Below are 18,718 nucleotides of genomic sequence, written 5' to 3' on the forward strand. Positions count from 1 at the left end.
CCCGCAAGTCGATGCGCTCCAACCTGATCGCCGCCCTGATCCTGATCATCGTCGGCCTGTTCTTCCTGGCCAAGAACCTGGGCTGGATCAACGGCAACATCGGCTCGATGCTGGCCACCTGGTGGCCGGCCATCCTGGTGGCCGTGGGCATCGGCATGCTGTTCGGGCGCGGCAAGTAGGCCCCGGCAACCGGTGGAAACACGAAGGGCGCGGAATTCCGCGCCCTTTTCGCCTGCAGCAGGGTCCCGCGCTCAGGTACGCGGCAGGGTCACCCCGGTCTGGCCCTGGTACTTGCCGCCGCGATCGCGGTACGACGTTTCGCAGACGTCGTCCTTGTCGGCCTGGAAGAACAGCATCTGCGCCACGCCCTCGTTGGCGTAGATGCGCGCCGGCAGTGGCGTGGTGTTGGAGAACTCCAGGGTCACGTGGCCTTCCCACTCCGGCTCCAGCGGGGTGACGTTGACGATGATCCCGCAGCGCGCATAGGTGCTCTTGCCCAGGCACACCACCAGCGTGTCGCGCGGGATGCGGAAGTACTCCACCGTGCGCGCCAGCGCGAACGAGTTCGGCGGGATGATGCACTCGTCGGCCTCGATGTCGACGAAGCTCTTCGGGTCGAAGTGCTTGGGGTCGACGATGGTCGAGTTGATGTTGGTGAACACCTTGAATTCGCGCGAACAGCGCACGTCGTAGCCATAGCTTGAGGTGCCGTAGCTGACGATGCGCTGGCCATCAAGCTGCTTGACCTGCCCGGCTTCGTAGGGCTCGATCATGCCGTGCTGCTCGGACATGCGGCGGATCCAGCGGTCACTCTTGATGCTCATTCGATGTTCCTGGTGGCGATGGAACCCGGCCCGCAGGCCGGAGGGACAGCGATTCTAGCCCAAGCCCGGCGCCTGGCATGGCCGCCGGCTCGTCGCGGCAGCCGGTTCAGACCAGCGAGGAAACGATCGGAATGCCCGCCCGCGGACGCTTGCCCAGTTCCTCGACCATGCGCCGCGCCGCGGCCACATAGGCTTTGGCGGCCGCCGAATCAGGCGCTGCCGCCACGATCGGGGTGCCGGCGTCGCCCTGCTCGCGGATGCCGATCTCCAGCGGCAGCGAACCCAGCAGCGGCACGCCGTACTGGGCAGCCATGCGCTGGCCACCGCCTTCGCCGAACAGGTGCTCGACGTGGCCGCAGCTGGAGCAGGTGTGCACCGCCATGTTCTCGATGATGCCCAGCACCGGCACTTCGACCTTCTCGAACATCTTCAGCGCCTTGCGCGCATCCAGGGTGGCGATGTCCTGCGGCGTGGTCACGATCACCGCACCGGCCACCGGGATCTTCTGCGCCAGGGTCAGCTGGATGTCGCCGGTGCCCGGCGGCAGGTCGACCAGCAGGTAGTCCAGGTCGTCCCAGCGGGTGTCGTTGAACAACTGGGTCAGCGCCGACGTCGCCATCGGCCCGCGCCAGATCATCGGCGAATCCTGTTCGACCAGGAACCCGATCGACATGGTCTCCACCCCGAACGCCCGCATCGGTTCGATCGACTTGTTGTCCGGGCTCTCCGGACGCCCGCTGAGCCCCAGCATCGCAGGCATGCTGGGACCGTAGATGTCGGCGTCCAGCACCCCGACCCGCGCGCCCAGCTGCTGCAGCGCCACGGCCAGGTTCACCGCCGTCGTCGACTTGCCGACCCCGCCCTTGCCGGAGCCCACGGCAATGACGTTGCGGATGCGGGGATGGGGCGAAAGACCCTTCTGGACGCGGTGGGCACCTGCACGAACGGACTGACTCACCAGCAAACCTCTGCGCTGAAAAATGCGTCAACTATAGCGCGCTGGCTGCCCTCTCCCCTCTGCCACCCGGCAGTCCCACCCACATAGGATTTTTAAAATACCAACAAATCAATAACTTAAGTTGCCAACACAACCCACAAGCAGGGGCAGTACTGAAAGATCGAGACATACGAGTGCAATTACACCAAGTCTTCGTTAAAGTCAGGTTACGCTCAGCTTCGTCGGGCTAGGGGGTCTGGATATGACCCTCACCGGACCCAAAGCCGGGCAGTCACTTTCAGCCACGCAGGGGATACATAAGTGAAGACCCGTAACACGAACTCCTTCAAGCGCAGCACGCTGACCAGCGCTTTGCTGACCGCGATTCTTGTTCCAGCCGCAGCGATGGCCCAGGACGACACATCTGCCGCTAAAACGCTCGATAAGGTCACTGTAACGGGCTCGCTGATCCCACAGACCCAGATTGAAACCGCCACCCCGGTGACCGTCATCAGTGCCGAGGACATCAAGGCGCGTGGCTTCAGCTCGGTCACCGAAGTGCTGCAGAAGAACTCCATGTCGACGGGTGGCGTTCAAGGCGCCCAGACCTCCGCATCTTTCACCCAGGGCGCTGAAACCGTCAGCCTCTTCGGCCTGCCGCCGGGCTACGTCAAATACCTGATTGACGGCCGCCCCATGTCCAACTACCCGGCGCTGTACAACGGCAGCGACACCTTCAACAACATCAGCGGCATTCCGGTCGACCTGATCGAGCGCATCGAGATCCTGCCGGGTGGCCAGTCTTCGCTCTATGGTTCAGACGCAATCGCCGGCGTTATCAATGTCATCCTGAAAAAGTCGATGGATGGTGCGGTATTCACGATCCGTGGCGGCGGCTACTCAGAGGGCGGTGGCGGCAGCTTCCGTGCCAGCATCGCCGATGGCTGGACTTCGGCCGACGGCCGGGTCAGTGTCCTTGGCGGCATCCAGCACGAGGAGCGCGATCCGATCTGGGGCTACCAGCGCGATCTGACCAAGCAGTTCAATCCGAACGGTTATTCGCCCGCGCTGGCGAGCCGTGACTTCCTCATCTACAGCCCCTTCACCAGCTACAAATTCCTTGACCCGAACAACTGCCAGAACGTGACGGGCCTGTTCGGTGGAACCGAGGGCCTGCAGAACCGCCCTGGATTCGGCGATGGCAAGTATTGCGGTTCGTTTAACACTGCGGGCTACCGCACGATCATGAACGAGAAGACTTCGACGCAGGCCTATATCCATGGCACGTTCGACGTCAATGACAACATGCAGCTGTACGCCGACGCGCTCTACAGCTACGACCAGGTCAAGTATCACTCCGGTTCGGGTTATCTCTGGTGGGGCACCGGTGCCGATTTCGGCTATTTCTACGACCCGAACCTGGACGACCTGCTGAATTTGCAGCGCGCCTTCGCTCCGGAAGAGATGGGCCCGGGCGGATTCAACAACACGATGTCCCGCGACAAGAGCAAGTCGTTGCGCGTGACGTTCGGCGCCAAGGGCGCATTCGGTGGCTCGAACTGGGATTACGACCTCGGCGGCACCTATACCGAATACAAGCTGGATGAAAACAGCTTCGTCCGTTACGCCGAGGCAGCGGACAATTTCTTCATCAATCGTGTACTGGGTCCGCAGCAGGGCCTGGACCCGTACTACGATGCATATCCGGTGTTCACCCCGAACTACGCGGCGTTCTACCGGCCCATTACTCCCGAGGAGTTCGCCAGCTTCACCGGCCGCGCCATTACCAAGAGCAAGACCTCGGATAGCATGATCCGCGCCCAGGTGACCAACGGCACGCTTTTCACCCTGTCGGGTGGTGATGCCGGACTGGCCGTTGTTGCGGAATTCGGCAAGCAGAAGTGGGACTACAACCCGGATCCTGGCTACCTGGATGGTTCCATCTGGGGGCAGACGTCCGTTGCCGGCGGTGGTGACCGTGACCGTTATGCCGTGACGTCCGAGCTGCGCCTGCCGATCTGGGAGCCTCTGACCATCTCGCTGTCGGGCCGCTATGATGCGTTCAAGGCCGGAAGCCGCACCATCGACAAGCCCACCTACGCCGTGAGCTTCGAGTATCGCCCGTTCGATTCGCTGCTGGTTCGCGGCAAGTACGGCACTGCCTTCCGCGCCCCGACGCTCTCCGACCTGTACCAGGGCAACAGCGGCTATTACAGCTCCGTCCCTGATTATTATCAGTGCTCGAAGATCGGTTTCGGCCCGGACAATATTGATGCCTGCCCCGCGGCCCTTTCCAATCGCCAGTTCTTTGGCACCCAGTCTGGCAACGAGGACCTGAAGCCGATCAATGCCGACGTATGGAGTGCCGGCGTGGTCTGGTCGCCGGTCGACCGTATGGCCCTGACCGTTGACTACTTCAACTGGGACATCAGCGATGAAGTCACCCAGCAGAGCTCCAACGGCCTGTCGCTGCAGGACTATCGCTGCCGCACCGGCATTGATGACATCAACTCGCCGCTGTGCCAGAGCACCCTGTCGCAGGTCACCCGCAATGCCGCTGGCATGATTACGGCGATCTATACGCCCAAGATCAATGTGTCCAACCAGCAACTGGAAGCCATCAACGCATCGTTCAATTACGGCTACGATTTCGGCAACTGGGGTGATCTGAACTTGCGCACCAGCTTCACCCAGAAGCTGCGTCACAAGTACCAGCAGTATGCTGAAGACAGCTACGTCGACCTGCTCAACAATCCTTACTGGAGCGCAGATCCGAAGCGCAAGGCCGATGGCTCGCTGACCTGGCAGAAGGGTAATTTCTCCGCAACGTGGTATGTCAACTGGTTCGACGCAACCCCGAACTACGCTGCAACCATCAGCGACAAGGGCTATGCAGGCAACCGGGCGCAGAAATTCGGCTCGTACAGCCGCCACAACGCCAGCGTTTCCTACCGTCTGTTCGACGGCATGGACCTGTCGCTCATGGTCAACAACGTGTTCAACAAGATGCCGCCGTATGACTTCTCGTACCCCGGCACCTCGAGTGCGCCGTACAACTCGTACAATTTCGACGTATATGGCCGCGCCTACTACATCGAAATGCGCTATGCATTTGGCAACAAGTAATTAATCGCACCACCAGTAAAAAGGCCCCGTCCACGTGACGGGGCCTTTTTCATGTCTACACCTGCTGGATTCGAATTGACGCTTCTTGCAGGAAAGGGAATGTTGAATGAATCAATCCCAGGTCCATGCAACGGGATTGCTCAATGGTCACGCAAGATCATCGCCCTGAACATATTCGACCCATTGCAGAACCAACCGGCCACCCCGGGCTTGCACTGAAACAACTGACCACCGACCGCCAAGGCCTATCCAAGGAGGACAACCAGCACTGACACACAACTCCGTCCTGCCGGTCCTGCCGGTCCTGCAGGACATTTCTGCGGTGAATGAAGACCATTCAGATTGCATCCGCTGCCTTCAGCAACTGCCGCAACGGATCAACGGCCTCACCATAACGCTGCCAACGCCCCACATATTCCTTGGTCAACTTGGAGCGCACCTGCACGACGCTGGCAGTTGCTACCGGCGCGCTATTTTCCTCAAAGCGCATGCAAGCATCAGTCCATTCCAAGCCACAGAATTCAATGATCCTGCGCGTCTCATCCTCCTGCCGCTCAACCAGCTTCTCGTAGTGGACGACCAGCACGCGTTCCCCGAGCCGCTGGCACCAGTACTCCATGAGCCGATCAAACATCAAGTAATAGCGCCCCGTGTCCAGCAGGTCAAAAGAATAGTCATAGACGGAAGAGCTCAGCGAGAAAAGCTGCCTGAAATTGCTCAGACATGTGTCGACAGGGTCACGCCGCAACAGGATTATCCGCGCCTTCGGCAAGGCCTTCGCGATGTGTCCGACATAAAGAAAGTTATGGGGCAGCTTGTCGACGAAGCGCCGCGCCCCAGCCGTCCCGGGTAGCGTCGATTTGACATAACCCTGCCCCAGCGCCTTCCAATCCATGCCATCAAGCGCTGTCAGCGTTGCCACATCGGTGACCGCATTGGTCCTGGTGCCCGAAAGGCGCTTGACCATCATCGGGAAATTCTGCAACTCACCAGCCGAGTGGACATCAGGATGACTGGAAATAATCCGCTCTACCAGCGTGGTTCCGCTGCGCGGCATACCCAGCACAAAGATCGGCTCATCACAATCCGCCCCGCCCTCGAAATCGTCGATGCCGTCAAATGCTTTTTGCAACCCCTCGAACAATTTCAGATCGGCTTCAGAAACATAGTTACGGAGCGCCTTCTGTGAGTTCTTTGCCCGAACATAACTGGCAAAGGCAGCGGGATAATCACCGACATCCTCCTGCTCCTTAGCCAATGCGAGATTTACATACAAAGACCCTTCCGCGCTCCGCTCCGCGGCCGCGGCCGCTCGCTCGTACAGAGAGATATTATTGCAACCATTCGCCCAACGCTTGACATTCGCCAGCGAGGCGTAAGCACGCCAATAGCCCGGTGCCAACTCAAGGCATTTCCTGTACTCGGCCTCCGCCTCCTCGGCTCGGCCGGAGAAGAGCAGGGACGTCCCATAGTTGTAACGGAACACTGCCTCACCCGGCACCATGAGTACCGCTTTTTCAAACAATGCCAACGCACGTGCATGCTCGTTGATACGAGTAAAGACAACACCCAACGTATCCAGCGAATAGGCATCATGTGGCTCAAGTCGTACCGCCTGGTCCGCATAGCTGTGCGCCTCCTGAAAAGCACGCAATGAGACCAACAGCCGCGCCATCTGTGTCGCATAGTCGGCACGCCCGGGACTGAGCTGGGTCGCACGCCGCAAGTGGACAACGGCAGCTGGCATCTGCCCCAGTTCCATTGCCGCCACACCAGCAACAAAATGTACCCCGCCATGCTCTCCAGACATTTCAAGAACGCGCTGTGCCATCGCCCATGCCTGTCGCCATTCTTTCCTGTTCAGCGCCATCACGGCCTGCTGGTAAAGCTCCACCACCTGCTGGTTCATCAGATCACCCAAAAAAAAACCATCGCCACATAACGTGGCTACATGCGCATATCACCAGCGCCTCTGAAGGATCTCCCGCGCCGCATTATGCCCCGGCGCCCCGGTCACGCCGCCGCCGGGGTGGGTACCGGAACCGCACAGGTACAGCCCGGGGATCGCGCCGCGGTAATTGGCCTGGCCCAGCATCGGCCTCGCGCTGAACAGCTGGTTGAGGCTGAGCGCGCCGTGGAAGATGTCGCCACCCACCAGGCCGAAGGTGCGCTCCAGGTCCAGCGGACTGAGGATCTGCCGGCCCAGCACCGAGGCGGCGAAGCCGGGGGCGTGGCGCTCGACGGTGGCGATCATCAGGTCGGCCACCTCCTCGCGGTGGTCGTCCCAGCTGCGCCCGTCGGGCAGCTGCGGCGCCACGTGCTGGCAGAACAGGCTGGCCACGTGCTGGCCCGGTGGCGCCAGCGAATCGTCCAGCGTGCTGGGAATCAGCATCTCCACCACCGGCTCGCGCGACCAGCCGTGGCGGCGCGCGTCCTGCCAGGCACGGTCCATGTAGTCCAGGCTCGGGGCGATGATGATGCCGGCGGTGAGATGGTCGCCCTGCCCCGGCAGCACGCTGAAATCGGGCAGCCGCGACAGCGCAACGTTCATGCGGAACGTGCCCGAACCGCAGCGCCAGTTCGCCATCCGCTCGCGGGTGGCCGGGGGCACGTCCGCCGGTTCCAGCAACCGTTCGTACAGCAGTTTTGGATTCACGTTGGCGACCACCGCACGTGCGCGGATCACCTCGCCGCCGGTAGTCACCACGCCGGTGGCGCGCCCGCCCTCCACCAGCACCCGCTCCACGCCGGTCCCGGTGCGGATCACCGCGCCGGCCTCGCGCGCCGAACGCGCCATCGCCTGGGTGATGGCGCCCATGCCGCCGATGGCATGGCCCCAGGCACCCTTGACCCCGTTGCTCTGCCCGAACACATGGTGCAGCAGCACATAGGCGGTGCCCGGCGCATACGGGCTGGCGTAATTGCCGACGATGCCGTCGAAGCCGAACAGCGCCTTGATCGGCTCGCTTTCGAACCAGCGGTCCAGATACTCGGCCGCCGAGATCGTGAACAGGTCCAGCAGCTCTTGCTTCAGGCCCGCGTCCAGCCCCTGCAGGCGCCGCCCCAGCTGGCCGGCCTTCCACAGCTCCGGCAGCGCATGCAGCCAGCCGCCGCCGCTCACGTTCGGCGGCGACTGCAGCGCGACCGCGCGCAGCACGTCGGCGAAGATCTCCAGGCGCTGCTCGTACGCCGGCAGGCGTTCGGCGTCGCGGGCGGAGAACTTCGCCAGCTCCTCGCCGGTGCGCCCGCCGCCGGCCAGCAGGTAGCGGCCATCGGGCAGTGGCAGGAAGTTGTTGATCCGCCGTGGGACCACGCGCAGGCCGTGGCGTTCGAGCTGCAGGTCCTCGATCACCCGCGGCTGCAGCAGCGACACCGTGTAGGACGCCACCGAATTGCGGAACCCCGGGTGGAACTCCTCGGTGACCGCGGCGCCGCCGACCACCTCGCGCCGCTCCAGCACCAGTACCCGTCTGCCGGCCCTGGCCAGGTAGGCCGCGCATACCAGCCCGTTGTGGCCGCCACCGACCAGGAGCGCATCCCACTGCCGCGAAGCGTTGTCTGTCATCACGCCTGTATATCACCCCGCGGCGGCCGCCGGCGCCGGCAACCGGCATGACCTTCGACACCCTTTCCACGACGGTTACAGGCGTATCTTCTGCGCACGCCCCTGTGATCGGGGTCTCAACCCATGCACCGAATCCGGCCCGGAGGCCTCCTGTGATCGTTCGCAAACCCCAGATTCTCCTGCTGACCCTGGCCGTCTCGGCCGCGCTGGTCGGCTGCAAGAAAGAAGAAGCCCCGGCCGCGGCCGCCCCCGCGGCTGCACCCGAGGCCGCCGCCGAACTGAAGCTGGACGAGTCCAAGCTGCCGGCCTACAACGCCTTCACCGCGGCCGACCTGGATCCCAGCAAGGACGCCTGCACCGACTTCGGCGGCTACGTCAACGACAAGTGGCTCAACGCCAACGAGATCCCCGGCGACCGCACCAGCTGGGGCGCCTTCACCATCCTGGACGAGCGCTCGGTCGCCGTGCAGCACCAGCTGGCCGAACAGGCCGCGGCGATGAAGAACGCCACCGGCGTGGAAAAGATCGTCGGCGACTTCTGGGCCTCGGGCATGGATGAAGCCAAGATCAACGCGCTGGGCATCACCCCGCTGAAGGCCGACCTGGACGCCATCGACGCGCTGGCCGACAAGGACGCCATCGCCAACTACCTGCGCACCAGCGCGGCCAAGGGCGAGAACGTGCTGTTCGGCTTCGGCCCGGAAGCGGACTTCAAGAATTCGTCGATGAACATGGCCTACGCCAGCCAGGGCGGCCTGGGCCTGCCGGATACCACCTACTACACCGACGCGAAGAAGGCCGACAAGCTCAAGGCCTACCAGGCGCACGTGGCCAAGGTGCTGGAACTGTCGGGCGTGGCCGCCGCCGATGCCGCCAAGCAGGCCGGCGACGTGATCAAGTTCGAGACCCGCCTGGCCAAGGCCTCCAAGTCCAGCGTCGAGCTGTCGCGCGATGTCTCGCTGTACTACAACCCGGTCACCGTGGCCGACGCCGACACGCTGACCCCGAACTTCAGCTGGAGCAAGTTCTTCGAGGCACAGGGTATCGCCACGCCGGAGAAGTTCTCGCTGGCCATCCCGGGCTTCCACCAGGAAGTGAGCAAGATGCTGGGCGATACCGACCCGGCCGCATGGCGCGCCTACCTGCGCTTCCACACCGTGGACGGCGCCTCGCCGTACCTGAGCGATGCGTTCGTGCAGGAGAACTACGCGTTCTACGGCAAGGAGCTCAACGGCCAGAAGGAAATCAAGCCGCGCTGGAAGCGCGTGCTGGGCACCATCGAGAACGACGCCGGCGAAGCCTTCGGCCAGATGTACGTCAAGGTCGCGTTCTCGCCGGAAGCCAAGGCGAAGATGGAAGAACTGGTGAAGAACCTGGCCGCGGCGCTGAAGGACCGCATCCAGAACCTGCCGTGGATGAGCGCCGAGACCAAGGCCAAGGCCATCGCCAAGTGGGAGACCTTCACCCCGAAGATCGGCTACCCGGACAAGTGGCGTGACTGGAGCGGCCTGCAGACCCGGCACGACGACTACCTGGGCAACATCCGCGCCGCCAACGCGTTCAACTACAAGTTCGCGCTGTCCAAGATCGGCCAGCCGGTGGACAAGACCGAGTGGGGCATGACCCCGCAGACGGTCAATGCCTACTACAACCCGCTGCAGAACGAGATCGTGTTCCCGGCCGCCATCCTGCAGCCGCCGTTCTTCGATCCCAAGGCCGACGACGCGCTCAACTACGGCGGCATCGGCGCGGTGATCGGCCACGAGATGACCCACGGCTACGACGACCAGGGCAGCCGCTTCGGGCCGACCGGCAACTTCGAGAACTGGTGGACCGAGGCCGATGCCAAGGGCTTCTCCGGCCTCACCGGCAAGCTGGTCAAGCAGTTCGACGAGTACAAGGTGGGCGACCAGAGCGTCAACGGTTCGCTGACCCTGGGCGAGAACATCGCCGACCTCGGCGGCCTGGCTACCGCCTACGATGCCCTGCAGAAGGCCAGCGCCGGCAAGGAAGACCCGAAGATCGACGGCTTCACCCGCGACCAGCGCTTCTTCTTCAACTGGGCGACCGTGTGGCGCACCAAGTACACCCCGGAGAACGCCAAGGTCCGCCTGGCCACCGACCCGCATGCCCCGGCGCAGTTCCGCGCCATGGGTGCGCCGTCGAACCTGCCGACCTTCGCCGCCGCGTTCCAGTGCAAGGCCGGCGCACCGATGGTCCGCACCGGCGACAAGCAGGTAGTGATCTGGTAAGCCGCGGCTGACGGCACGCTGCCCGCGAAGGCCCGGAGCGATCCGGGCCTTCGCGTTTCCGCGGCGGGAGCGGGCCCACACCCGCGCCGGTGCCGGCTTGTTAAACTCCGCCCACTTCCAATCCTCGATGGATTCGCTCCACATGCCCAACGTTCGCCCGCTTTCCCTGGCACTGTCCTTCGGCCTGGCAGCCCTGCTGTCGGCGCCCGGCGCCGACGCGGCCCGCAAGAAGGCGGCTCCCGCACCGGCAGTCAGTCCGGCCTGCACCGATTTCCACGACCAGGCCAACGCGGCCTGGCTGAAGGCGAACCCGGTACCGCAGGTCGGCGCGGTGACGGCGCTGGGGCAACTGGCCGACAACGCCCGCACCCAGCAGCGCCAGCTGCTGGAGCGCGCGATGACCGCGCCGCAGGGCAACGTGCAGAAGCTGCTGGGCGACTTCTGGGCCAGCGGCCTGGACGAAGCCGCGGTGGAAGCCGACGGCTCCAGGCCGATCGCGCCGCTGCTGGGCCGCATCAACGCGATCAAGAAGGCCAAGGACGTCCCCGCCTCGATCGCCGCGCTGCACCAGGTCGGCATCCCGGTGGCGTTCAACTTCGCCCCGGACGTCGACCTCAAGGCATTGGACCGCCACATCGGCTACTTCATGCAGGGCGGCATGGGCCTGCCCGACCCGGCGTTCTACACCCGCACCGACGCCGACACCGTTGCGCTGATGGGCCGTTACCGCGCCTACGTGAAGCAGATCCTGGCGCTGACCGGCACCCCGGCCAACAAGCTCGACGCCGAGTCGGCGCTGGTGATCCAGCTGGAGACCGAGCTGGCGCGCAACGCGCAGTCGCTGGCCGGCATCAACAACCCGTTCAACAACTACGCGCCGGTCTCCACCAAGGACCTGAACAGCCGCTACCGCAATCTGCAGCTGGATGCGTTCCTCAAGGCGCAGGGCGTCAACGACGACCTGGTGTCGCTGTCCGATCCGGCGCTGTTCCAGCAGCTCAACGGCATGATCACCCGCCTGCCGGCCGAGCAGTGGAAGGCCTACCTGCGCTGGCGCGTGGGCGATGCGATGGCGCCGTACCTGTCCAAGGCCTACCGCGATGCGGAATTCGAGTTCCGCGGCCGCGTGCTGCGCGGCCAGGCCATCGCGCCGGCGCGCTGGGAACAGGTGCTCGATGCGATCAACGTCGCCGCCGGCCCGATGCTGGGCCATGAGTACGCCGCGGCCCATGTCAGCCGCGACGCGCTGCGCCAGGCCGGGCTGATGGTGGACCAGATCCGCGAAGCGCAGATCGCCGCGGTCAAGCGCAGCACCTGGATGAGCGCCGAGGCCAGGAGCGAGGCCGAGGCCAAGCTGGCCGCGTTGAAGATCGAGATCGGCAAGCCGCTGCGCGACCTGGACTACACCGTGCAGCCGATGGGCCGCGGCAGCTTCGGCGGCAACATCCTGATCGCCTCGACCTGGCGCCACGCCCAGGAAATGAAGCGCATCGGCAAGGGCAACGCCGACCGCCGCTGGGACGTGCTGCCGCAGCAGCCAGCACTGTCCTACGATCTGGCGCAGAACCGCCTGATCGTCACCGCCGCCGCGCTGCAGGGGCCGATCTTCACCGATGCCGACGGCCTGCCCGGCAAGTTCGGCGCCTATGGCAGCCTGGTCGCGCACGAGATCAGCCGCGCCATCGACGCCAAGGGCGCGCTGGTCGATGCCAAGGGCGAACTGCGCAGCTGGTGGACGCCGGCCGACAAGAGTGCCTGGACCCTGATCGGCAACCGCGTCGCCGCGCAGTACGGCGCCTATCCGTTCCCGGGGGTGAAGGATGCCAAGGTCAACGGCGAACTGACCCGCGACGAAAACATGGCCGACATCTCCGGCGTGGAAATCGCCTGGGAGGCGTTCACCGCCGCGCAGCCCGATGCCAAGCCGGCCGACCGCCAGGCCTTCTTCCGCGCCTGGGCATCGCTGTGGCCGCAGCAGCTCTCGCCCAACGAGGCGGTGCAGCGCCTGACCGCCGAACCCCGTGCACCGGGCCGCTGGCGCACCAACGGCCCGCTGGCCAACCTGCCGGCCTTCGGCGCGGCGTTCCAGTGCAAGCCGGGCCAGCCGATGCAGCGCACCGAGACCGAGCAGATCCGGATCTGGCGCTGACGGCCCACCCCCTCGGCCCACGAAAAAGGCGCGGGATTCCGCGCCTTTTTCCTTTCCGCGTCCCGCGCGCGACCTGTTAAGCGCACGCGGGTACCTTCCTGCCGCAGCCGGCGCCGGGTCACTTCACCCGGCGCAGGTGGTTGGGACGCCCGCCACCGCCGCGGCGGTTGAACGGCGGCTGCCCGCGCCAGTAACGGATCAGCAGCCAGCCGAACAGCATGCCGCCCAGGTGCGCGAAATGCGCCACGCCCGGCTGCCAGCCGGTGAACCCCAGCATCAGCTCGATGGCGCCGAACACGATGACGAAGGTGCGCGCCTTCATCGGGATCGGCGGGAACAGCAGCATCACCCGCTGGTTCGGGAACAGCATGCCGAACGCCAGCAGCAGGCCGAACACGCCACCGGATGCGCCCAGCACCGGGCCGCCCTCGCCGATCAGCGCCGCCACCAGCAGCTGGCACAGGCCGGCGCCGGCCACGCACACCAGATAATAGGTGGCGAAGCGCTTCTCGCCCCAGGTCAGCTCCAGCGGCGCGCCGAACATGTACAGGGCCAGCATGTTGAACAGCAGGTGGGTGAAACCACCATGCAGGAAGCCGTAGGTCAGCAGCTGCCAGGGCTGGAAGTTCTGTCCGGGCGAGAACGGGTCGAAGCCGCCGCCGTTGAGCGGCCACAGCATGAACGGCTCGAACGTCTGCATTCCCAGCAGGAACGGCTGCTGCAGGACGAACAGCACGACGTTGGCGATCAGCAGCGCCTTGGTGACGGTGGGCAATCGGGGGAACATGGCGGCATCCTTGGGAACTGCCGCCATGATAGCCGGGGATGCGCCATCGCCCTTGTGCCGGCGGCACACCGCTGTCGCTGCCGGGGACGGTTCGGCGCAGGCCGCTGGAACGATGCCGGGCCGCCAGCCCATCGCCCCTAGCCCGGCGCCCAGATCTCCGCATCCAGGTCGCGTCGTGGCCGCACGCGACGGACCCGGCCATTCTCGACCGGGACCCCCTCGGCACGCAGGCGTTGTGCCTGTTCGCGCCAGCCGGCCGACCCCTCGGGCAGGGCGATGCGCCCATCCGAACGCAGCACCCGGTGCCACGGCAGGCTCCGGTCATCATTGCCGCCGAGCAGCCGCGCCACCAGCCGCGCACGGCCCGGCAGCCCGGCCCTGGCCGCGACCTCGCCGTAGCCCATCACCTGCCCGCGCGGGATGGCGCGGATCACCGCGAGGATGCGAGCCTGGGCCGCCGCCGCATCGGTCGCCGCGCTCACCGCTTGCGGGCCACGCCGCTGCCCACCAGCAGCACGCCCAGCAGCACCAGCACGGTGCCCGCGCCCTGCCACGGGCCCATCGGTTCGTCCAGCAGCCATACGCTCAGCACAATGGTGGAGACCGGGCCCAGCATACTCACCTGCGCGGCCAGCGAGGAACCGATGCGCTTGACCCCGAGCATGATCGCCAGCACCGGCAGCACCGTGCACACGGTGCCGTTGAGCAGCGACAGCCAGTACACCGGCGCCGGCTGCCTGCCGAGCGCCGCCAGCGGCTGCAGCAGCAGGTACTGGCTGATGCACAGCACGCAGGCCACGGTGCTGGCGTAGGCGGTCAGGCGCACCGCGCCGATCCGCACCACCGCCTGGCCGCTGCCGAACAGGTAGACCGCATAGCTGAGCGCGCTGGCGAACACCAGCGCCGAGCCGAGCAGCGTGCGCCGGCCATCGAGCTGGATGTCGTGGCCGAAGGCCAGCAGCACGCCCAGGTAGCTGACCAGCAACGCCAGCACCTGCAGCCGCGTCGGCCGCTGCCGCAGCACCACCAGCGCGATCAACACCACCAGGGTCGGGCTCAGGTAGAGGATCAGCCGCTCCAGCGTGGCGCTGATGTACTGCAGCCCCAGGAAATCCAGGTAGCTGGACAGGTAGTAGCCGCTGAAGCCCAGCAGCGCCACCCGCCCCAGGTCGCCGCGCGACAGCGCCGGTGCCCGGCGCGACGCCCATGCGCCCATGGCCACGAAGAACGGCAGTGCGACCAGCATACGCAGCGCCAGCAGCGTGGTCGCGTCGGCGCCATGGCGGTAGGCCAGCTTGACGATCACCGCCTTGCCGGATGCGGCGATGGCGCCCACGCCGGCCAGCAGCAGGCCGCTGGCGAGCAGGCGCCGCGACGTGGTCGGCAGCGGCGAGGCGACAGGCGCCGGCGGCGCCGCCGCAGCGGCGCCCCTGGGGGAAACATTCACGGGATGACCGCATCCGGGGGAGATGAGCCCGGCATTATCCGGCCTGCGGCGTACTCAGCGCATCAGCACCACTTCTTCGGCCGAGGTCGGGTGGATCGCGACCGTATCCTCCATCTGCCGGCGGGTCACCCCCGCCTTGAGCGCCACCGCGAAGCCCTGCAGGATCTCGTCGGCGCCCTCGCCTAGCAGGTGGATGCCGACGACCTTTTCGTCCGCACCGGCGCAGACCATCTTGAACAGCGAACGCATTTCGCCGTCGCCGAGCGCCTGCAGCATCGGCCGGAACCGGCTGTGGTACGTGCTCACGCTGTCGAAGCGCTCGCGTGCCTGCTCCTCGCTCAGGCCGACGCTGCCCAGCGGCGGGTGCGAGAACACCACGCTGGGGATGTTGTCGTAGTCCAGCCGCGCCTCCGGCTGGCCGCCGTACAGGCGATCCATCAGCCGGCGTGCGGCGGCGATCGCCACCGGGGTCAGCATCGCCTGCGCGGTCACGTCGCCGACCGCGCTGATGCCCTGCACCGAGGTGTCCTGGAACGCATCGACCACGATCGCGCCCTTGTCGTCGAGCGCCACGCCTGCCGCCTCCAACCCCAGCCCATGCGTGCTTGGGGCACGGCCGGTGGCGAACAGCACGGTATCGAACACCGCATCGGCCGGGCCACCCTGCAGGTGCGGCTGGATGCCGTCCCCGCGCCGCTGCAGCGCCTGCACCTGGCAGCCGAAGCGTACGGCAACGCCCTGCGCGGCCAGATTCCGCGCCAGCTGTTCGGTCATGCCGGCATCGAATCCGGTCAACAGGCGCTGCCCGCGCACCAGCAGCGTCACGTCGCTGCCCAGCGCCTGCATCACGCCGGCCAGCTCGACCGCGATATAACCGCCACCGACGATGGCCACCCGTGCCGGCGGCGCCTGCAGGGCAAAGAAATCGTCCGAGGTCCCGCCCAGCGCAGCGCCGGGCAACTGCGGCTTTAGCGCATGCGAGCCGGTGGCGATCACGATGTGGCGTGCATGCAGCAAGGTACCGTCGCCGCACTCCACGGTGCGCGCGTCGAGCAGCCGCCCGCGCTGCGCGATATGCGCCACGCCGCTGTCCTGCAGCCGCTGGCGGTAGCTGGCATGGATGCCGTCGATGTAGCGCTGGCGGCGCTGCAGCAGCCGCGGCCACGACAGGCGAGGCGCCGCCGGCACCTCGAACCCCAGCCCGGCGGCCAGCGTGATGCGCTCGGCAAGGTCGGCCGCCAGCCACATCGCCTTCTTCGGCACGCAGCCGACGTTGACGCAGGTGCCACCCAGCAGTGCCGGTTCCAGCATCGCCACCTTAGCGCCGTGGGACGCGGCACGGAACGCAGCCGCCAGCCCGCCGGAGCCGCCGCCGAGCACGATCACGTCGAACGACGGCGGGCTCATCGGAGCGCCCCCGTGCAGCGGGACAAGGGATCGATCACCGGCGCATGTGTGCTGATGAAATCGGCCATCGGTCGTCCACTCCTGTTGCCCATGCAGGTCCCGAGCATGCCATGCCGTGCCGTCACCGACCTGTACACGCCCCGACCGGACCGGACCGGCGAGGCCGGCGCCAGGCGGCTACCGTTGCGCTGCGCCCGCTGCGTCGCGGCGCAGGGGCGGCCATCGCCAGTAGGTGATCGCCCGCCACAGCCACTCCATCGGCCCGAAGCGGAAATGGCGCAGCCAGGCCCGGCTCAGGGCCACCTGCGCGGCGAACAACGCCACCGCGAACAGCAGTTGCCACGCACGCCCCATCTGCTCGAACCACCCCAGGCCATAGCCGTAGAACAGCAGCGTGCACACCAGCGACTGTCCCAGGTAGTTGCTCAACGCCATGCGCCCGGCCGGTGCCAGCCAGCGCAGCGCGTGGCTCCAGCGCACGCCCCAGGCCAGGTAGCCCAGGCACATCAGCAGGCCGGCGAGCGCGCTACCGCCGTAGACCGCGGCCGAACGCAGGTCGAAGCGCCCCGGCGCCAGCCACGGCTGGTACCAGGTGCAGACCAGCATCAGCGCAAGCCCCAGCGGCAGCGCGCCCCGGCGCAGCCAGGTGAACAACCGCTGGTGTGCACCGGGATGGGCGATGGCGCCGCTGCGCGCGAACCAGCTGCCGATCAGGAACATGCCCAGCACCTGCGGCCCCACCACCAGCAGCGCACCCAGCGACGCGCCGAAATCACGCAGCCGCTGCAGCACCGCCTGTCCATAGGTGCCGTGTCCGTAGGCCTGCCGCTGCGCCTCGATCGCCGCCTGCGCATGGGTCGCCTGCGCGGCGGTGACCTCGTCCGGCACCAGCAGCATCAGCGCGCCCAGCAACAGCATCAACCCGATCGCCGCCAGGTAGGCCAGCACGCCCATCACCGGCAGCCAGGCACGCGGTGCTTCGCGGAAGGCCAGCAACAGGAACGACAACAACGCGTAGACGACCAGGATGTCGCCGGACCACAGCAGCAGCGCATGCACCAGGCCGATGCCCAGCAGGCCGAGGCTGCGACGCAGGTAGAAGCGGGTGAAATCGCGCCCGGCAACCTCGGCGCGCTGCGCCATCACCGCGAAGCCGGCGCCGAACAGCAGCGAGAACAAGGTGAAGAACTTGCCCTGCACGAAGATGTAGACGAAGGCATCCGCCCAGCGGTCCACGCCCTGCCAGTGCGGATCTATGCCACTGGTGGACAGGTCCAGCGGGCCGACGAAGGCCTCCATGTTCATCAGCAGGATGCCCAGCAGCGCCAGTCCACGCAGGACATCGAGCGTGGCGATGCGCTCGTCCGGCGCGATGGGCTGGAAAGTGGCGTTGGACACGTCCGTGGTTCCCCGTGGATGGACCGGCGATTAGAGCATGCGGCCATTCCCACCGTCCGCGGCGCCGGAAACGAAACGGCCCGCACAGGGCGGGCCGTTCGCTGCGAGATCGCCGGTCGGGCAATCAGTGGTGGTGGCCACCGTCGCCGTGCACGTGGCCGTGCTGCACTTCTTCTTCGTTGGCCTCGCGGACTTCCACGATCTCCACGTCGAAGTGCAGGTCCTTGCCGGCCATCGGGTGGTTCAGATCGACGTCGACCACGGTCATGCCGACCTTTTCGACGGTGACCGCGCGCGGGCCGAAGTTGGTCTGCAGGATCACCTGCTGGCCCGGCACCAGGCGGGTGTTGCCGAAGTGCTTCTTCGGCACGCGCTGGCTCAGGCCCTCGCGGCGCTCGCCGTAGGCGTCGGCCGACTTCACGTCAACGCCGAAGCTCTCGCCGGCTTCCTTGTCCATCATCGCCGTCTCCAGGCCCGGGATGATGTTGCCGTGGCCGATCAGGATCGCCAGCGGCTCACCACGCTCGCGGGAACTTTCGATCGGCTCCTGGCCGACTTCGGACACGGTGTAGTGGAAACGGACGACGCGGTCTTTTTCGATCTTCATGCGCAACTCTTCAGTGGCTGCCCGCTGGCAGACGTTGGGGCGGCCTTGCCGGCCGACGGGGAGGCGGCCATCATGGCAGCCGTCTTGAGGTGGCGCATTATCCGGGCTCCATGCACATCACGCCAGCTTTCCGGTACCGCCGCTGGCGGCTGCCAGCCCTGTTCGCCGTGGCCACGGTCCTCGCCGCCTGCGGCCATGCGCCCGCCAGGCGCCCCGCCC

The 18,718-nt window shown here is 66.1% G+C and carries 14 protein-coding genes; 4 read left to right on the forward strand and 10 right to left on the reverse strand.

The annotated features are described in order from the left end of the window. The first annotated feature begins 11 nt into the window (after positions 1 to 11). Positions 12 to 179: a LiaI-LiaF-like domain-containing protein gene (locus ABB33_RS18890; RefSeq protein WP_089153126.1), complete on the forward strand. Its 168-nt coding sequence runs from the start codon at positions 12 to 14 to the stop codon at positions 177 to 179. Positions 180 to 251: 72 nt separating this feature from the next. On the opposite strand, the gene dcd is transcribed toward ABB33_RS18890, so the two are convergent. Then, positions 252 to 824, reverse strand: a complete 573-nt coding sequence (dcd, locus tag ABB33_RS13660; RefSeq protein ID WP_054666666.1) for a dCTP deaminase — start codon at positions 822 to 824, stop codon at positions 252 to 254. A 106-nt stretch (positions 825 to 930) separates the two neighbouring features. After that, positions 931 to 1,782, reverse strand: coding sequence for an iron-sulfur cluster carrier protein ApbC (apbC, locus tag ABB33_RS13665; protein WP_152985092.1), 852 nt, complete (start codon positions 1,780 to 1,782; stop codon positions 931 to 933). A 384-nt stretch (positions 1,783 to 2,166) separates the two neighbouring features. Here apbC and ABB33_RS13670 point away from each other — a divergent pair, with 384 nt between their 5' ends. Beyond that, the gene (locus tag ABB33_RS13670; RefSeq protein WP_182212902.1) at positions 2,167 to 4,887 is read left to right on the forward strand and encodes a TonB-dependent receptor domain-containing protein; all 2,721 of its coding nucleotides are present in this window, start codon (positions 2,167 to 2,169) and stop codon (positions 4,885 to 4,887) included. A gap of 337 nt (positions 4,888 to 5,224) precedes the next feature. On the opposite strand, the gene ABB33_RS13675 is transcribed toward ABB33_RS13670, so the two are convergent. Both ABB33_RS13675 and ABB33_RS13680 read right to left on the reverse strand, forming a co-directional pair. After that, positions 5,225 to 6,796 (reverse strand): tetratricopeptide repeat-containing sulfotransferase family protein, encoded by a 1,572-nt coding sequence (locus tag ABB33_RS13675; RefSeq protein WP_056932470.1) that lies wholly within the window; start codon positions 6,794 to 6,796, stop codon positions 5,225 to 5,227. A 51-nt stretch (positions 6,797 to 6,847) separates the two neighbouring features. Continuing rightward, positions 6,848 to 8,452 (reverse strand): phytoene desaturase family protein, encoded by a 1,605-nt coding sequence (locus ABB33_RS13680; RefSeq protein ID WP_056932474.1) that lies wholly within the window; start codon positions 8,450 to 8,452, stop codon positions 6,848 to 6,850. 155 nt (positions 8,453 to 8,607) lie between these two features. Between ABB33_RS13680 and ABB33_RS13685 the strand changes: the two genes are divergently transcribed. Both ABB33_RS13685 and ABB33_RS13690 read left to right on the forward strand, forming a co-directional pair. Continuing rightward, complete coding sequence (locus tag ABB33_RS13685; protein WP_225546751.1) at positions 8,608 to 10,704, forward strand: M13 family metallopeptidase; 2,097 nt, start codon at positions 8,608 to 8,610, stop codon at positions 10,702 to 10,704. A 142-nt stretch (positions 10,705 to 10,846) separates the two neighbouring features. Further along, the gene (locus ABB33_RS13690) at positions 10,847 to 12,853 is read left to right on the forward strand and encodes a M13 family metallopeptidase (protein ID WP_056932475.1); all 2,007 of its coding nucleotides are present in this window, start codon (positions 10,847 to 10,849) and stop codon (positions 12,851 to 12,853) included. 118 nt (positions 12,854 to 12,971) lie between these two features. Here the strand turns inward: ABB33_RS13690 and ABB33_RS13695 are convergent, their stop codons facing one another. The 6 genes from ABB33_RS13695 to ABB33_RS13720 form a co-directional block, all read right to left on the reverse strand. Beyond that, entirely contained in the window at positions 12,972 to 13,640 is a 669-nt protein-coding gene (locus tag ABB33_RS13695; RefSeq protein WP_054668716.1) for a rhomboid family intramembrane serine protease, read from the reverse strand. Between the two features lie 137 nt (positions 13,641 to 13,777). After that, positions 13,778 to 14,221 (reverse strand): MGMT family protein, encoded by a 444-nt coding sequence (locus tag ABB33_RS13700; protein ID WP_082394061.1) that lies wholly within the window; start codon positions 14,219 to 14,221, stop codon positions 13,778 to 13,780. Continuing rightward, positions 14,119 to 15,087 carry a DMT family transporter gene (locus ABB33_RS13705; protein ID WP_082595102.1) on the reverse strand — a complete coding sequence of 323 codons (969 nt, stop codon included), beginning with the start codon at positions 15,085 to 15,087 and terminating at the stop codon, positions 14,119 to 14,121. The genes ABB33_RS13700 and ABB33_RS13705 overlap by 103 nt, the downstream gene beginning before the upstream one ends. A gap of 54 nt (positions 15,088 to 15,141) precedes the next feature. Beyond that, positions 15,142 to 16,494 (reverse strand): glutathione-disulfide reductase, encoded by a 1,353-nt coding sequence (gene gorA, locus ABB33_RS13710; RefSeq protein ID WP_054666674.1) that lies wholly within the window; start codon positions 16,492 to 16,494, stop codon positions 15,142 to 15,144. 177 nt (positions 16,495 to 16,671) lie between these two features. Next, positions 16,672 to 17,892 carry a DUF418 domain-containing protein gene (locus ABB33_RS13715; protein ID WP_054666675.1) on the reverse strand — a complete coding sequence of 407 codons (1,221 nt, stop codon included), beginning with the start codon at positions 17,890 to 17,892 and terminating at the stop codon, positions 16,672 to 16,674. A gap of 124 nt (positions 17,893 to 18,016) precedes the next feature. After that, positions 18,017 to 18,499: an FKBP-type peptidyl-prolyl cis-trans isomerase gene (locus tag ABB33_RS13720; RefSeq protein WP_054666677.1), complete on the reverse strand. Its 483-nt coding sequence runs from the start codon at positions 18,497 to 18,499 to the stop codon at positions 18,017 to 18,019. Between the last annotated feature and the right edge of the window lie 219 nt (positions 18,500 to 18,718).

Source organism: Stenotrophomonas acidaminiphila (assembly GCF_001431595.1).
In the GTDB taxonomy this organism is placed as follows: domain Bacteria; phylum Pseudomonadota; class Gammaproteobacteria; order Xanthomonadales; family Xanthomonadaceae; genus Stenotrophomonas; species Stenotrophomonas acidaminiphila.

What these genes read in the sequence shown, in the direction of transcription:
- ABB33_RS18890 (WP_089153126.1), top strand. Translation starts at nt 12, where the DNA reads ATGCGCTCCAACCTGATCGCCGCCCTGATCCTGATCATCGTCGGCCTG.
- dcd (WP_054666666.1), bottom strand. Translation starts at nt 824, where the DNA reads ATGAGCATCAAGAGTGACCGCTGGATCCGCCGCATGTCCGAGCAGCAC.
- ABB33_RS13670 (WP_182212902.1), top strand. Translation starts at nt 2,167, where the DNA reads ATGGCCCAGGACGACACATCTGCCGCTAAAACGCTCGATAAGGTCACT.
- ABB33_RS13675 (WP_056932470.1), bottom strand. Translation starts at nt 6,796, where the DNA reads ATGAACCAGCAGGTGGTGGAGCTTTACCAGCAGGCCGTGATGGCGCTG.
- ABB33_RS13680 (WP_056932474.1), bottom strand. Translation starts at nt 8,452, where the DNA reads ATGACAGACAACGCTTCGCGGCAGTGGGATGCGCTCCTGGTCGGTGGC.
- ABB33_RS13690 (WP_056932475.1), top strand. Translation starts at nt 10,847, where the DNA reads ATGCCCAACGTTCGCCCGCTTTCCCTGGCACTGTCCTTCGGCCTGGCA.
- ABB33_RS13695 (WP_054668716.1), bottom strand. Translation starts at nt 13,640, where the DNA reads ATGTTCCCCCGATTGCCCACCGTCACCAAGGCGCTGCTGATCGCCAAC.
- ABB33_RS13700 (WP_082394061.1), bottom strand. Translation starts at nt 14,221, where the DNA reads ATGGCTGCTGGACGAACCGATGGGCCCGTGGCAGGGCGCGGGCACCGT.
- gorA (WP_054666674.1), bottom strand. Translation starts at nt 16,494, where the DNA reads ATGAGCCCGCCGTCGTTCGACGTGATCGTGCTCGGCGGCGGCTCCGGC.
- ABB33_RS13720 (WP_054666677.1), bottom strand. Translation starts at nt 18,499, where the DNA reads ATGAAGATCGAAAAAGACCGCGTCGTCCGTTTCCACTACACCGTGTCC.